Below are 12,867 nucleotides of genomic sequence, written 5' to 3' on the forward strand. Positions count from 1 at the left end.
AGTCTATCCTTTGATGCGCTGTTGATCTAACGCAGCAAAGCGCAATAAAAACGCGTTCTGGGCATTTTGTGTGGGAAGTGGTGTCAAGTCCAGGCCTTGCGGGTCAATACCACGCGGGCGTCCGAAAAACTGGACTGCTTCATCGGGCAAAAAACCCGCGAGCAGTGTCGCTTCGTGATATGCGGCCACGGCATCGGCGCGTTTTATTTGCCTGCGAAGCTCCTGACTGATGATCGGAGTGAGCGAAAACCTCAAATGTATGGCGTGCTGCAATCGCAACTCAACGGCCTTGTAATCGCCTCCGACCACGGCTTTGAACGGCGAAATCATATCGCCAATGACATATTCCGGGGCGTCATGCAAAAGTGCGATCAGTCTTTGCTCGGTTGTTATCTGTGGGAAGAGGCGGCCAAATATTTCCTCCACCAATAGCGAGTGCTGAGCGACGGAGTAAGCATGTTCGCCTGTCGTTTGGCCGTTCCAGCGGGCTACCCGTGAGAGGCCCTGTGCTATGTCTTCAATCTCGATATCCAGTGGCGATGGATCAAGCAAATCTAGGCGTCGGCCCGACAACATGCGCTGCCAAGCCCGCATTTCCGGCTCGATTGAATCGTCCTGTCTGGGCGCGGCCCTTTCTGACATTATAATTCCCTGTTACGCTTCCTGCGCAGTCACGGGAAATGTAAACCGGTGTTCGGGTGGAATGGCAAGGTCGATAGCAATATCTCCTGCCAAAATGGGAGTTTCACTATCGATCGCATCTTTAACGCGGTCGATACGGACAAGGGCTAGCCCGCTTCGTCCGGCAGCGCTTCCCAAAGTACCAAGCTCACGTCCATTTGCCGTTATGGATGTTCCTGTTGGGGGCAGGTCCACCGGGCTGTCGACAATAAGGATTCGCCGTCGTGCAGTTCCGCGATGCTGCATCCGGGAAACGACCTCCTGGCCGATGAAGCAGCCCTTCTTAAACGAAACACCATTGATCTGATCGAAATTGATGTCATGCGGAAAGGCATCACCCAGCGCATAGTCTATAGGTGCTTCGGCCACACCATGAGCAATCCGCAGACGCGTCCACGCGTCGGCATCGCCATTGATAGCGGTATCGCCATAGTGGCGGCAAACGTTGAGGTCGCCAGGAAAGCGCTCATCCCGAACCGTAGAATCAGATTCTGAGACGCTTGACTCATTTCCCCATGAAACGGCCACAAGCGATTCAGAATCAATGGAAATCTGTACTTTGGCGCGCAGCTTATAGAGGCTCAGACGCTTGGCAAAATCATCGATCACAGACTGCAAAATGTCGAGACGCAAGCCATCGGCCGATCGTGAAATCAGAAACTCGAACATGATCTTGCCTTGAGGGCTCAGAAGGGCCCCAGGTCTGAGTTTGCCTCTTTGCAGATTATCGAGATCTGTGGTGATCAGGTTTTGCAGGAAGCTCTCTGCTTCTTCGCCTGTAACGCTGAGGATCGCTCTTCCGTTTAAAAGTGCCGATGGCATTGCATTATCCTTGCCTTATCTGTTCCTGTTACGTAATCCGCTCGGGACGGGTTCGCAAGGTGAAGGAGATGCAAATGGCTCAAACATTCGACACGATTTATCGAAGCGGCATGGTTGTCAATCAGGATGGTGTCGGTTTGCGCGATATCGGTATCATCAGTGGGCGAATTGCGGCCATTGGCAATCTGGGCACCGCATCGGCGGGCGAAATCATCGATGCGACTGGCCTGCATATTCTTCCCGGCGTCGTCGACAGCCAGGTGCATTTTCGTGAGCCCGGCCTCGAACACAAGGAAGACCTGGAAAGTGGATCCCGTTCGGCCGTTCTTGGCGGTGTCACGGCGGTTTTCGAAATGCCCAATACCAAGCCGTTGACGACTTCAGCCGAAACCCTCGAAGACAAGGTCCGTCGTGGCAAGCACCGCATGCATTGCGATTTCGCCTTTTGGGTTGGCGGTACGCGTGACAATGCGCATGATGTTCCTGAACTGGAGCGTCTGCCAGGTGCCGCAGGCATCAAGGTTTTCATGGGTTCCTCTACCGGTGATCTTCTTGTTGAAGACGATGAGGGTGTTCGTTCAATCCTCAGAAATACCCGCCGCCGCGCTGCATTCCATTCCGAGGACGAGTTCCGGCTGCGTGAGCGCGAAAGCTTCCGCGTCCCGAATGATCCGTCCTCGCATCCGGTCTGGCGCGATGAGATTGCAGCTCTTCAATGCACCGAGCGTCTGGTACGGATTGCCCGTGAAACCGGTGCCCGTATCCATGTTTTGCATATCTCCACCGCTGAGGAAATTGACTTCCTTGCTCAACACAAGGATGTGGCGAGCTGTGAAGCAACGCCGCATCATCTGACGCTTGATGCCAGCCAATATGCAACGCTTGGAACCTTGCTTCAGATGAATCCACCGGTGCGCGACGCCCGTCATCGCGATGGTGTCTGGAGAGGAATCGGGCAGGGAATCGTTGACGTGCTTGGCTCAGATCATGCGCCCCACACATTGGAAGAAAAGTCCAAACCCTATCCTGCGTCACCATCCGGCATGACCGGCGTGCAGACACTTGTGCCGATCATGCTCGACCACGTAAATGCCGGACGCCTTTCCATTGAACGCTTTGTCGATCTTAGCTCGCATGGTCCAAATCGCCTGTTCGGTATGGCTCGCAAGGGTCGCATCTCCGTAGGCTATGATGCGGATTTGACAATTGTCGATATGAAGCGTCGTGAAACGATTACCAATGCGCAGGTGGGTTCAAAGGCTGGCTGGACTCCTTATGACGGCAAGATCGTCACAGGCTGGCCTGTAGGCACTATTGTGCGCGGCATTAAAATCATGTGGGAGGGGGAGATCGTCACTCCCTCACAAGGCGAGCCGGTGCTATTTGGTGAGGCACTTCAAGGCAGATAAATCTCTGCCTTCATGAACGTCACCGCTGCACCGCTGATCAGTACACGATCATCAGCAAGCTCGCAGAGCAAGTGTCCGCCACGCTTTGAGCGTTGAAACGCGGACAAATGATTTTTGCCAAGCTTCGCGGCCCAATACGGCACAAGCGTTGAATGTATTGATCCGGTTACCGGATCTTCCGGAATGCCGGCATGGGGTACAAAATAGCGCGATACGAAATCATGCTCTTCACCTTTGCCGGTAATCACCAGTCCGAACGGGTCAAGTTCTGTAATTTTCGGCAGGTCGGGAACAAAATCAAGCACCGCCTGCTCATTTTCAAGCTCAATGAAGACATTCTCGAAATTCTGAAATGCCGTGATATTTTCCCGTGCAGTAATATCTTTTAGCGCGGGGAGGAGATTGGTCACTGGCTCTGGCGGAAAGCTTGGAAAATCGAGCTGATAGGCTGATTGCTTTTTGTTGACGCGCAGGGCTCCGACCCTTGTCTCAAATACCAATTCGCCTTTTATGCCCAGTTCATGCAGCAGCACATGGGATGAGGCAAGGGTGGCATGACCACAGAAATTCACTTCGTGAACTGGCGTAAACCAGCGTAAATCCCAGCCAGTTGCGTTGCGTTTGACAAAGGCAGTTTCTGCAAGATTATTCTCGGCGGCAATGTTCTGCATGGTTTCAACCGGCAGCCATTCGTCAAGAACAAGCACTGCTGCCGGATTGCCGCGAAAAAGCTCGGTGGTGAATGCATCCACCTGGTACATTGTCAGCGTCTTCATTGGGCACCTGTGAATTCAAAAAGAGTGGCCTCAAGCTGTACCCTTTGCCGGGAATTTCGCAAACTGCAAATGTCCAAGTTTTTCCGGGTTGCGCATGACATAGATGGCCTTGATCTTCCCGTTCTCGATTTCCAGAGCGGTTGTTTGTGGCAGGTCATCAGACTCCATCGTAGCAAAGCCATGCAAGCCATCAATCAGGCCTTCAAATAGCAGAGTTGGAAGCTCGAAATCTGCACGGCGTGAAACGCCCTCGAAAAAGCGCATTATGTTCTCAGCTGTGTAAATTGGCTTGACCACCGAAAGCCTAACTCCGCCGCCGTCAGCATACATAACAACGTCATCTGCCAGAAGGGTTTGAAGTGTCTGTGTGTCGCCAGTGCGTGACGCGTTGAAGAAGGCCGCAGCGATCCTGCTGCCTTGCTCATCTGACACGGGAAATCTCGGCTTCGCTTTTTGCACATGGTTGCGTGCCCGGCTAGCCAGTTGCCGACACGTGGCGGCATCCCGGTTAATAGTCTCGGAGATCTGCTTGAAGTCCTGACCAAAGACATCATGCAAGAGAAAGGCGGCACGCTCAAGTGGTGACAATCGTTCCAGCGCCACCATAAGCGTTAGGGTAAGATCGCCTTCAGACTCCTCGTCAGATGGATCGAATATGGGTTCTGGCAGCCAATCTCCTACATATCTTTCCCTGCGCACACGCACCGATTTCAGATGATCAAGGCAAAGGCGCGTAATTATGCTGACAAGGAAAGCTTCTTCACTGCGAACACTCGACTTGTCGGTCTTGTGCCAGCGAATGAAGCCCTCTTGAACAATATCCTCTGCCTCTGCGACTGACCCGAGCATGCGATACGCAATCCGGGTCAGTCGAGGCCTCAGGCGGTTGAACGCTTCTAGCGTGTCGTCAGGCTGCGACACTGGATTTTGCTACCGGATGTATGGAGCGGAACCCGATGGCAATACGGTTCCAACCGTTGATGGTGACAATGAGCATCGTCAATTTCACAATTTCCTCGTCAGTGAAGTGCAGCTTCAGGGCTTCATAATCACTATCGGGCGCATGGGTTTGCGAGACCAGAGTCAACGCCTCTGTCCAGGCCAAGGCAGCCCTTTCCCGATCGCTATATAATGGAGATTCTCTCCAGCCGTTCAGCAAATAAATGCGTTGCTCGGTTTCGCCATGCTTACGCGCATCCTTGGAATGCATATCGAGGCAATAGGCGCAGCCATTGATCTGGGATGCACGCAACTTGACGAGTTCTTGCAGGCTTTTTTCAAGGCCGTTACCTTCAACGCCTTCACTCATGACAAGCATCGGCTTGAGAGCGTCAAAACTTATAGGATTTAATCTGGCTTTCATCATCTGTCTCCTGTGTGGCATTCAGTTGCCTGAATACGAGACGAGACAGCATTGCCGGATGTGACATCCAATGAAAATAAATCTGAAAAATCAGTCGCCGGTCACGAAAAAGCGCCAGCGGCCTTTCGGAGTGATACCCAGACGATAAAATACATACGTGCCGAACTGCTTCATTTCATCATAGTCGCCAGCAGTAACGATTTGAAAGAGCTCAACTTTTTGTTTTGCATCCAGCTTATCCAACGGATAGGCAAAGAAATAGGGCCAAACGTATAATTCGTCTGCTGTGCCTGCATCGATGTGCACGAAGCCGGATTCCAGCACATCAACCAAAATTGCAAGTATTTCCTGCCCATCCGGATCGCCTGCCTGACTTTTCAGATAGGCCAGCGGGTCGCCGTCGACTTCGGCCAGCGAAAGCATGGTTACATCGTCACCAGACCCGATAAGTGGCCGCAGCGCTTCAATATTGCCCGATTTCGCAGCCTCGAGAATAAGCTGATGCATCTTTTGTACGGGGAAGGGTAGCTTGGTGAGATCGTACTGGACCTCTGGTGTTTCCGCTCCATCCTTCGCATTGGGCATTGCTGGATTGGTAGCCTTGGCACCCTCGGCGCCATCTTCCGCCGTAGGCTCGGTGGGCGCTGCACCTGGCGTATCTGATGATGCGGGCGGGGGTGTCTGTGTTTCGCCAGTTGGCTGGCTCGCGTCAGGCTTTGCAGGCTCTGCCGCCTTGGGCAGTTCTTCCTTTTTGATTTCGCTCAATGCAAGTTGCACCGGCGCACCTGAATTTGCAGACCATGCAGGTAGGCTCAATGCGCATACCGCTGTCGCCAGCATGATGGTTCTGGCGAAAGGATAAGCGGAAAGATGCTTTTCAAGCATGAATGTCACCCGGAATTTAACTACTGCAGAATGCGATTCGTCGAAAACTCGCCAGCAGAGATACGTTCGCGCAAGGCTTCGAGCAAGGCTAACGCGGACACTTCCCCGTTATCGCGGATAAGTTCGATCAGCGCGGTGGCAAATGCTGCTTCAGCCATGATCTCCGGTTCGATACCTTCAAGCGTGCCATCAGCCCAGACTTCATTCTGATATTCGATCGCTACGAGTTTTTTCTCTTCAGCAACCAATTTATCAATATCTGTCGAGGTCATGTTCATGATGTACCATCCTTGGCCGAAGCCAATTCTTAAAGTGCCACTAAACAATACCATAGGTTTTGCTTAAAATGCGGTTCATTGGCTTCAACAGTTAAAGCCCGGTTAATTTCCATATCCCGATACGATTTCGGAAGAAAGCTTTGTTCCTTCCTGTTCATAGCGGTCAATCGCCGCAATCGCCTGGCTTGTACAGGTCGAATAGGTCTCGTTAAAGGTCCTGTATCCCCGGTTAAAACTGGCAATCAAACGCGCCTTTCGCACTGGATCTGGATTTTCGGCCAGAAGCAGTGCATCCATTCTGTCGCGCCATTGGCTGCTGTTCTCGCCGCATATATTGCGCAAAGAGTGGATCGAGCCCAGCACTTCCGCCAGTCTTATCAATTTGGTTTCATAAAGAGGATCGACTGCATAGGCTGGAACAGCGCACGAAATTCCCATCAATGCCAATATGATAAACGCTGTTCGACGCACAAAATTGCCTTGAGCTGGATTCCCCAAACCCTTGTGTCCTGAAAGCAAGGCATCTTCAAGGCAGTTTGGTGGGATACCCTCAGCTTTCGAAGTCCCGCGCAAGTTCCCGTGCAACGTCAAGCACACTTTCCGTAACGTCAAATCCGGTCATTTCTTCGTACCGCAACCAATGAACTGCTGCCGCGTCATCGGCAGCAATTGCTTCCCCAAGAACATCATGGGCTCGAAAAACAGCAAGGCGGAATGGTCTGGGGGAGGGAAATTCAGGCGTGGAGTAATCGAATGTCACTGTCGTAAGATAGGTGACCATCGCCGCAGCGAGGCCGGTTTCCTCGTGCAATTCTCTAATTGCCGCCTCCTGCGGCGTCTCACCATCCTCTCGTCTTCCGCCGGGAAAGGCGAGCCAGCCCTTGGAAGGATCGCGCCCACGCTCAACCAGGAGAAATGCACCGTCGCGGATGCATACAACCGATACGCCATCGACAGTTGGGGAAAGTGGAATTTGGTCCATATCCAAGCGGTAAGCCTTGCAAGTCCGTTTGACAAGATGGCGGTAGTTGAGCAAGTGGTGCATTGACGAAGGTCGCGGCAGCGTGGAAGCAGGTTAATATGTGCGGACGTTTTTCACTCCTTGGGACACCTGAAGAAATAGCGGCCTATCTTGCGCTCATGGAGCTTGAAGATTTTCCGCCACGTTTCAATATTGCCCCTACGCAGCCAATCCTCATGGTGATGAGCGGCGAAACTCCGCCCCCCGGCAGCAATCGTTCGGATCGCAAAGCGCTGCTTGTCCGTTGGGGTTTTATTCCGGGCTGGGTGAAAAATACTGCCGATTACCCATTGATGATCAATGCGAGGTCGGAAACTGCAATCGAGAAGGCCTCTTTCAAGACCGCTATGCGCCATCGCCGGGCTCTCATTCCGGCATCAGGTTTTTATGAGTGGCGTCGCAGCGGGGACAAAAAATCCCAAGCTTACTGGATCAGACCGCGCAATGGCGGCATCATTGCCTTTGCCGGACTTTATGAGCCTTGGGCTAATGCCGAAGGCTCGGAAATGGACACTGGAGCCATACTTACGACGCGTGCCAATGACGATATTCGTCACATTCACGATCGTATGCCTGTGATCATCGAGCAAAAGGATTTTGCCCGCTGGCTCGATTGCAAGACACAGGAGCCGCGCCATGTTTCGGATTTATTAAAGCCGGCGCAAGCGGACTTTTTTGAAGCCATTCCCGTATCCGACAAGGTCAACAAGGTTGCCAATACCGGGCCGGATATTCAGGAAAGGGTGCTTGAAAATTTGAGCGAGCCCAAAAAATCCGCTCGCAACAAACCCGAAGAACCTGATACGCAGATGAAGCTTTTTTAATTCGCCCAGGTTTATCAGGATATCTTCGAATGCTTTCAGCCGCACTTTCCGGTTTTCTTCTTGGCGGATCGCTGATCATTGCCATCGGCGCTCAAAATGCCTTCATACTGCGTCAGGGATTGTTGCGCGAGCATGTGTTTATTCTCAGCCTGATCTGTGCATTATCCGATGCGTTGCTCATTGCCGCAGGTGTTGCGGGTCTTGGCACGTTGATCGCCCAGTCGCCCAAACTCATTTCATTTGTAACGCTTGGAGGCGCTCTGTTCCTGTTCTGGTATGCCTCGGTAGCATTCCGGCGTGCATTGCACCCAGAGGCAATGCAGGCTGCACGGTTTGGCAGTAGCTCGCTGAAGGCGGCTATTGGCACCGTATTGGCGCTAACATTCCTCAATCCGCACGTCTATCTGGATACAGTTGTCTTGCTTGGGGGCCTCTCGGCCCGCTTCGAAGGGGCTAACCGCGCGGCTTATGGCGCTGGCGCGGCGATTGCATCCTTCGTCTGGTTTTTCGGCCTCGGCTATGGTGCGAGGCTGCTGCAACCGGTGTTCGCCCGTCCGGCTGCCTGGCGCGTGCTCGATGTTATCATCGGCCTTGTCATGGCGGGGATCGCGCTTAGTCTTTTAGTCCGTTTCCTGAACAATTGAAGCGAGCTTCAAAGGCGGATGCTGACGGACAGTGTTGAGTACTGCGGCTTGAATGGCTGCCGGGCCGATGGCGCGGTATTGCAGGGCAAGGTGGTCGGCAAAGATACTCTCTCGCGGCTTTGCAGTCTGTTGTGTCGGTATCATGGGTCTGGTCCTTTTGGGCGGGGCCTATTCCCCTTTCGCATAAGAGACAGGAATCCCGTTCAAATTGGCCGGAAAAAAGGCACTTTCCGGGAGGATTTTAGGCTTTCCGGTTAATTTGCATTAACCAATGTGATCCCGACAAATTTGCCACACCAGCTTCCAATTGCCGGTGCTTGACGATTGGCTTGCGCTCAATCATAAAGACATCATGAAAACGTTGTCAGTCACGATTATTATCACCTGTCGGACCATTATCAGCTAGCTCCTGCTGGCCCGGTCGTTTTCATCTCAAATTTCCAGTACCAAAGATGCAAATATGCCGGTCAAGCGACCCGTCTGTTGATATTCTGTACATCCTTGAACCTGAAATTGAGATGACCCATGCCGCATGACATTAGCCTCTACAATACGCTGACACGCTCGAAGGAGAAGTTCGAGCCAATCGACGCTAAAAATGTGCGCATGTATGTCTGCGGCCCGACAGTCTATGACTACGCCCATATCGGCAATGCCAGACCTGTCATTGTCTTTGATGTGCTGTTTCGGCTTTTGCGTCACACTTACGGCGAAAATCATGTCACTTACGTTCGCAATATCACGGATATCGACGATAAGATTAACGCGCGTGCCGCCCGGGATTTTCCGAATCTGCCACTGAACGAAGCTATTCGAAAGGTGACGGAAGCTACGAACGCTCAGTTTCAGGCCGATGTGACAGCGCTTGGCAATCTGGAGCCATCGGCGCAGCCGCGGGCGACCGAGTATATTGCCGAAATGGTGGCGATGATCGACCGGCTGGTAGAGCGCGGCGTTGCCTATGTTGCTGACGGACATGTGCTGTTCTCACCCTCTGCGATGAATGCGGCGAGGGGCCCGCGCTATGGGCTTTTGGCACGGCGCTCCGCAGATGACATGCTCGCAGGTGCCCGCGTCGACGTTGCGTCGTATAAGCGCGACGAGATGGACTTTGTTTTGTGGAAGCCTTCCAAGGAAGGTGAGCCCGGTTGGCCGTCACCGGCGGGGATTGATGGTCTCGGTCGTCCCGGCTGGCATATAGAGTGCTCTGCCATGGCTATGGCCAAGCTGCTTGAGCCCTTCGGCGGTGGGTTGCGCTGCGATGATCCGATGAAGAATATCCTTGATATTCACGGAGGTGGCATTGATCTCGTTTTCCCTCATCATGAAAACGAAATCGCCCAGTCATGCTGCGCATTCGGCACGGATCGGATGGCCAATATCTGGATGCATAATGGTTTCCTCCAGGTTGAGGGCCAGAAGATGGCGAAAAGCGTCGGAAATTTTTTCACCATCAACGAATTGCTGGAGACGACGACATTTGGCGATCGCAAATGGCCGGGTGATGTTTTGAGATTGGCTATGCTCATGACCAATTATCGCGAGCCGATTGATTTCACCATCAATCGGCTAGAAGAAGCTGAGAATATCCTCGCCAAAGCGCGGGAATATGCAGGCTCTGCCGCTGTCGGATGGGTGCCCGATGAGGCTTTGGAGATATTGTCTGATGATCTTGCAACACCGGGCCTCATCAACTGGCTGGCTACAGTCCGCAAATCCCGGTCACTGGATCCCGCAGCTTACAAGGCAATATTTGCATTACTCGGCATTGATTTGAGTAGTGATGCCGACGAAGTGTCGTCTGAATTCGCCGCAGAGATTGAAGCTAAGGTAATGCAACGGCTAGAACTGCTCGGTGCACGCGATTTTGCTGAAGCAGACGCTATCCGTTATGAATTGCTGGAAAAGGGCATTCAGCTCAAAGATGGCAAGGATGCGGTCACGGGTGAACGTGTGACAAGCTGGGAGGTGAAGCGGTGAGTTTGGATAACAAGCCAGTCTACACCGGAGGCTGTCAATGCGGGGCCGTACGGTTTCGCGCTACTGGCGCGTTGGGGAGCCCATCGATCTGTCATTGCCGCATGTGCCAGAAAGCATTCGGCAATTTCTTTGCGCCGCTGGTTTCGGTAACGGATACCGATCTGACATGGACGCGAGGCGAACCAAAACGGTTTCAGTCGTCCAACCACGTCAAGCGGGGATTCTGCGCCGACTGCGGAACACCGCTGACCTATGAAGCGCCCGATGGCATAGCTCTTGCCATCGGTGCCTTTGATGAGCCGGAAGAACTAGCGCCGACTGTTCAATGGGGACTCGAAGGCAAATTGCCTTATGTCGATGATCTCTCGTCTTTGCCCGGATATACGTCCGAAGGCGATCCGGAATCCATCGATTTCCTGAAAACCATGATTTCGTATCAGCATCCGGATTTCGATACAGACAGATGGCCCGCGGAAGAGACGCACAAGTGAGCAAAGAACGCATCTACCTTTTCGACACCACCTTGCGCGATGGCCAGCAGACACCTGGCATTGATTTCTCGGTGGAAGACAAGAAAGTAATCGCGGCTATGCTGGACGAGTTTGGCTTCGACTATGTTGAAGGCGGCTATCCCGGAGCGAATCCGACCGACACAGCATTCTTTGCCGAAAAACGCACAAACCATGCAAAGTTTGCCGCATTCGGCATGACAAAACGCGCCGGCGTTTCTGTTTCAAATGATCCTGGTGTCACAGCGCTGATTGGCTCTTCGGCTGATACGGTTTGTTTCGTTGGCAAGAGTTGGGATTATCATGTTCGCGTTGCGCTCGGCTGCACGAACGAAGAAAATCTCGAGTCCATCGACGCGTCAGTGAAAGCCGCTGTCAGCGCGGGCAAGGAAGCCATTGTCGACTGTGAACATTTCTTTGATGGTTACAAGGCAAATCCTGACTATGCGTTGGCTTGTGCCACGACCGCCTATGATGCTGGTGCTCGCTGGGTGGTTCTTTGCGATACCAATGGCGGTGCGCAACCTGCTGAAGTGACGGCGATCGTCAAGGCGGTCACGAAAATCATTCCGGGTGACCATTTGGGCATTCACGCGCATAATGATACGGAACAAGCTGTCGCAAACTCGCTCGCTGCCATTGATGCTGGCGTCCGCCACGTGCAGGGCACGCTTAACGGTATCGGAGAGCGCTGCGGCAATGCCAATCTAATCACCATCATCCCGACATTGATGCTCAAGCCCGCATGGGCGGATCGCTTCGAGACCGGTATCAGCCTCGAAAAGCTGAAGGGGCTGTCGCGCTTGTCGCGCAGTTTCGACGAACTGCTTAACCGTGCGCCAAACGCGCAGGGCGCTTTCGTAGGTTCTTCCGCCTTCGCCACAAAGGCGGGTATTCACGCTTCTGCCCTGATCAAGGAGCCAGCGACCTACGAACATGTTCCGCCGGAAACGGTGGGGAATCGCCGCAAGGTCATGGTTTCCGACCAAGGCGGAAAGTCCAATTTCATCAACGAACTGGAGCGGCGCGGCATTTCTGTCACCAAAACCGATCCGCGTCTTGATACGCTGATTTCGCTCGTCAAAGAACACGAAGCTGAAGGTTATGCCTATGAAGGTGCCGATGCCAGCTTCGAGCTATTGGCCCGGCGCACGCTGGGCACTGTGCCGGAGTTTTTCAAAGTGGATTCCTTCCGCTGTATGGTCGAGCGCCGCTTCGATGCCAATGGAAATATAAAAACGGTCTCCGAAGCTGTGGTTCGTATGGAAGTCGACGGCGAAATGCGTATGTCGGTGGCCGAAGGGCACGGGCCGGTCAACGCTCTCGATCTTGCCTTGCGCAAGGACATGGGCAGCTATCAGGATGAGATCAATGATCTTGTTTTGGCGGACTTCAAGGTCCGTATTCTCAATGGTGGTACGGAAGCGATTACCCGGGTTTTGATAGAATCGACAGATTCGACCAATGTCAGATGGTGGACAGTCGGGGTTTCCGACAACATCATAGACGCGTCTTTTCAAGCATTAATGGACTCTGTGGTCTATAAATTGATGAAAAATCGCGATCTTGCAGGAAAAATTGCCGCGGAATAGATTGATTTGACTAGAAAAGAGCCAAAACATCAAATGGGTTGATGTTACGATCATTCGAATTCAATGGACGCAGTGCAGGCTGA

16 protein-coding genes are annotated in these 12,867 nt (G+C 52.9%); 6 read left to right on the forward strand and 10 right to left on the reverse strand.

Annotation, left to right across the window (positions count from 1 at the left end; genetic code table 11):
- Positions 1-3: 3 nt before the first annotated feature.
- Positions 4-642 carry an HD family hydrolase gene (locus V9K95_RS12305; protein ID WP_115051827.1) on the reverse strand — a complete coding sequence of 213 codons (639 nt, stop codon included), beginning with the start codon at positions 640-642 and terminating at the stop codon, positions 4-6.
- Between the two features lie 12 nt (positions 643-654).
- The gene (gene ygfZ / locus V9K95_RS12310) at positions 655-1,503 is read right to left on the reverse strand and encodes a CAF17-like 4Fe-4S cluster assembly/insertion protein YgfZ (RefSeq protein WP_336440989.1); all 849 of its coding nucleotides are present in this window, start codon (positions 1,501-1,503) and stop codon (positions 655-657) included.
- A 74-nt stretch (positions 1,504-1,577) separates the two neighbouring features.
- Between ygfZ and V9K95_RS12315 the strand changes: the two genes are divergently transcribed.
- Positions 1,578-2,912, forward strand: a complete 1,335-nt coding sequence (locus V9K95_RS12315) for a dihydroorotase (RefSeq protein WP_336440990.1) — start codon at positions 1,578-1,580, stop codon at positions 2,910-2,912.
- On the opposite strand, the gene V9K95_RS12320 is transcribed toward V9K95_RS12315, so the two are convergent.
- The 7 genes from V9K95_RS12320 to V9K95_RS12350 all read right to left on the reverse strand — a co-directional run bounded on the left by V9K95_RS12320 (position 2,900) and on the right by V9K95_RS12350 (position 7,196).
- Positions 2,900-3,688, reverse strand: coding sequence for a PhzF family phenazine biosynthesis protein (locus tag V9K95_RS12320; RefSeq protein WP_336440991.1), 789 nt, complete (start codon positions 3,686-3,688; stop codon positions 2,900-2,902). The genes V9K95_RS12315 and V9K95_RS12320 overlap by 13 nt on opposite strands.
- 30 nt (positions 3,689-3,718) lie before the next feature.
- Entirely contained in the window at positions 3,719-4,609 is an 891-nt protein-coding gene (locus V9K95_RS12325; protein WP_336440992.1) for a sigma-70 family RNA polymerase sigma factor, read from the reverse strand.
- Complete coding sequence (locus tag V9K95_RS12330; RefSeq protein WP_336440993.1) at positions 4,596-5,051, reverse strand: carboxymuconolactone decarboxylase family protein; 456 nt, start codon at positions 5,049-5,051, stop codon at positions 4,596-4,598. Before V9K95_RS12330 ends, V9K95_RS12325 begins: the two co-directional genes overlap by 14 nt.
- Before the next feature lie 90 nt (positions 5,052-5,141).
- On the reverse strand, positions 5,142-5,936 hold the full coding sequence (locus tag V9K95_RS12335; RefSeq protein ID WP_307283906.1) for a hypothetical protein: 795 nt from the start codon (positions 5,934-5,936) through the stop codon (positions 5,142-5,144).
- A gap of 20 nt (positions 5,937-5,956) precedes the next feature.
- On the reverse strand, positions 5,957-6,214 hold the full coding sequence (locus V9K95_RS12340; RefSeq protein ID WP_115051821.1) for a hypothetical protein: 258 nt from the start codon (positions 6,212-6,214) through the stop codon (positions 5,957-5,959).
- Positions 6,215-6,316: 102 nt separating this feature from the next.
- Positions 6,317-6,652, reverse strand: a complete 336-nt coding sequence (locus tag V9K95_RS12345; protein WP_115052189.1) for a TIGR02301 family protein — start codon at positions 6,650-6,652, stop codon at positions 6,317-6,319.
- Positions 6,653-6,764: 112 nt separating this feature from the next.
- Complete coding sequence (locus V9K95_RS12350) at positions 6,765-7,196, reverse strand: NUDIX hydrolase (RefSeq protein WP_336441014.1); 432 nt, start codon at positions 7,194-7,196, stop codon at positions 6,765-6,767.
- 98 nt (positions 7,197-7,294) lie between these two features.
- Here V9K95_RS12350 and V9K95_RS12355 point away from each other — a divergent pair, with 98 nt between their 5' ends.
- Both V9K95_RS12355 and V9K95_RS12360 read left to right on the forward strand, forming a co-directional pair.
- Complete coding sequence (locus tag V9K95_RS12355; RefSeq protein ID WP_115051820.1) at positions 7,295-8,059, forward strand: SOS response-associated peptidase family protein; 765 nt, start codon at positions 7,295-7,297, stop codon at positions 8,057-8,059.
- Between the two features lie 29 nt (positions 8,060-8,088).
- Positions 8,089-8,703 (forward strand): LysE/ArgO family amino acid transporter, encoded by a 615-nt coding sequence (locus V9K95_RS12360; RefSeq protein WP_115051819.1) that lies wholly within the window; start codon positions 8,089-8,091, stop codon positions 8,701-8,703.
- Here the strand turns inward: V9K95_RS12360 and V9K95_RS12365 are convergent.
- On the reverse strand, positions 8,680-8,847 hold the full coding sequence (locus V9K95_RS12365) for a hypothetical protein (protein ID WP_336440994.1): 168 nt from the start codon (positions 8,845-8,847) through the stop codon (positions 8,680-8,682). The two genes, V9K95_RS12360 and V9K95_RS12365, sit on opposite strands and share 24 nt — an antisense overlap.
- A 381-nt stretch (positions 8,848-9,228) precedes the next feature.
- Between V9K95_RS12365 and cysS the strand changes: the two genes are divergently transcribed.
- From cysS to cimA, 3 genes are read left to right on the forward strand one after another with little or no spacing between them, the layout of a single operon-like run.
- Positions 9,229-10,683 carry a cysteine--tRNA ligase gene (gene cysS, locus V9K95_RS12370; protein ID WP_336440995.1) on the forward strand — a complete coding sequence of 485 codons (1,455 nt, stop codon included), beginning with the start codon at positions 9,229-9,231 and terminating at the stop codon, positions 10,681-10,683.
- On the forward strand, positions 10,680-11,174 hold the full coding sequence (locus tag V9K95_RS12375) for a GFA family protein (protein ID WP_115051817.1): 495 nt from the start codon (positions 10,680-10,682) through the stop codon (positions 11,172-11,174). The genes cysS and V9K95_RS12375 overlap by 4 nt, the downstream gene beginning before the upstream one ends.
- On the forward strand, positions 11,147-12,784 hold the full coding sequence (gene cimA, locus V9K95_RS12380; protein ID WP_336440996.1) for a citramalate synthase: 1,638 nt from the start codon (positions 11,147-11,149) through the stop codon (positions 12,782-12,784). The genes V9K95_RS12375 and cimA overlap by 28 nt, the downstream gene beginning before the upstream one ends.
- The last annotated feature ends 83 nt before the right edge of the window (positions 12,785-12,867 follow it).

The organism is Phyllobacterium sp. CCNWLW183 (assembly GCF_037203775.1).
Classification (GTDB): domain Bacteria; phylum Pseudomonadota; class Alphaproteobacteria; order Rhizobiales; family Rhizobiaceae; genus Phyllobacterium; species Phyllobacterium ifriqiyense.

What these genes read in the sequence shown, in the direction of transcription:
- V9K95_RS12305 (WP_115051827.1), bottom strand. Translation starts at nt 642, where the DNA reads ATGTCAGAAAGGGCCGCGCCCAGACAGGACGATTCAATCGAGCCGGAA.
- ygfZ (WP_336440989.1), bottom strand. Translation starts at nt 1,503, where the DNA reads ATGCCATCGGCACTTTTAAACGGAAGAGCGATCCTCAGCGTTACAGGC.
- V9K95_RS12315 (WP_336440990.1), top strand. Translation starts at nt 1,578, where the DNA reads ATGGCTCAAACATTCGACACGATTTATCGAAGCGGCATGGTTGTCAAT.
- V9K95_RS12320 (WP_336440991.1), bottom strand. Translation starts at nt 3,688, where the DNA reads ATGAAGACGCTGACAATGTACCAGGTGGATGCATTCACCACCGAGCTT.
- V9K95_RS12330 (WP_336440993.1), bottom strand. Translation starts at nt 5,051, where the DNA reads ATGAAAGCCAGATTAAATCCTATAAGTTTTGACGCTCTCAAGCCGATG.
- V9K95_RS12335 (WP_307283906.1), bottom strand. Translation starts at nt 5,936, where the DNA reads ATGCTTGAAAAGCATCTTTCCGCTTATCCTTTCGCCAGAACCATCATG.
- V9K95_RS12340 (WP_115051821.1), bottom strand. Translation starts at nt 6,214, where the DNA reads ATGAACATGACCTCGACAGATATTGATAAATTGGTTGCTGAAGAGAAA.
- V9K95_RS12345 (WP_115052189.1), bottom strand. Translation starts at nt 6,652, where the DNA reads ATGGGAATTTCGTGCGCTGTTCCAGCCTATGCAGTCGATCCTCTTTAT.
- V9K95_RS12350 (WP_336441014.1), bottom strand. Translation starts at nt 7,196, where the DNA reads ATGGACCAAATTCCACTTTCCCCAACTGTCGATGGCGTATCGGTTGTA.
- V9K95_RS12355 (WP_115051820.1), top strand. Translation starts at nt 7,295, where the DNA reads ATGTGCGGACGTTTTTCACTCCTTGGGACACCTGAAGAAATAGCGGCC.
- V9K95_RS12360 (WP_115051819.1), top strand. Translation starts at nt 8,089, where the DNA reads ATGCTTTCAGCCGCACTTTCCGGTTTTCTTCTTGGCGGATCGCTGATC.
- V9K95_RS12365 (WP_336440994.1), bottom strand. Translation starts at nt 8,847, where the DNA reads ATGATACCGACACAACAGACTGCAAAGCCGCGAGAGAGTATCTTTGCC.
- cysS (WP_336440995.1), top strand. Translation starts at nt 9,229, where the DNA reads ATGCCGCATGACATTAGCCTCTACAATACGCTGACACGCTCGAAGGAG.
- cimA (WP_336440996.1), top strand. Translation starts at nt 11,147, where the DNA reads ATGGCCCGCGGAAGAGACGCACAAGTGAGCAAAGAACGCATCTACCTT.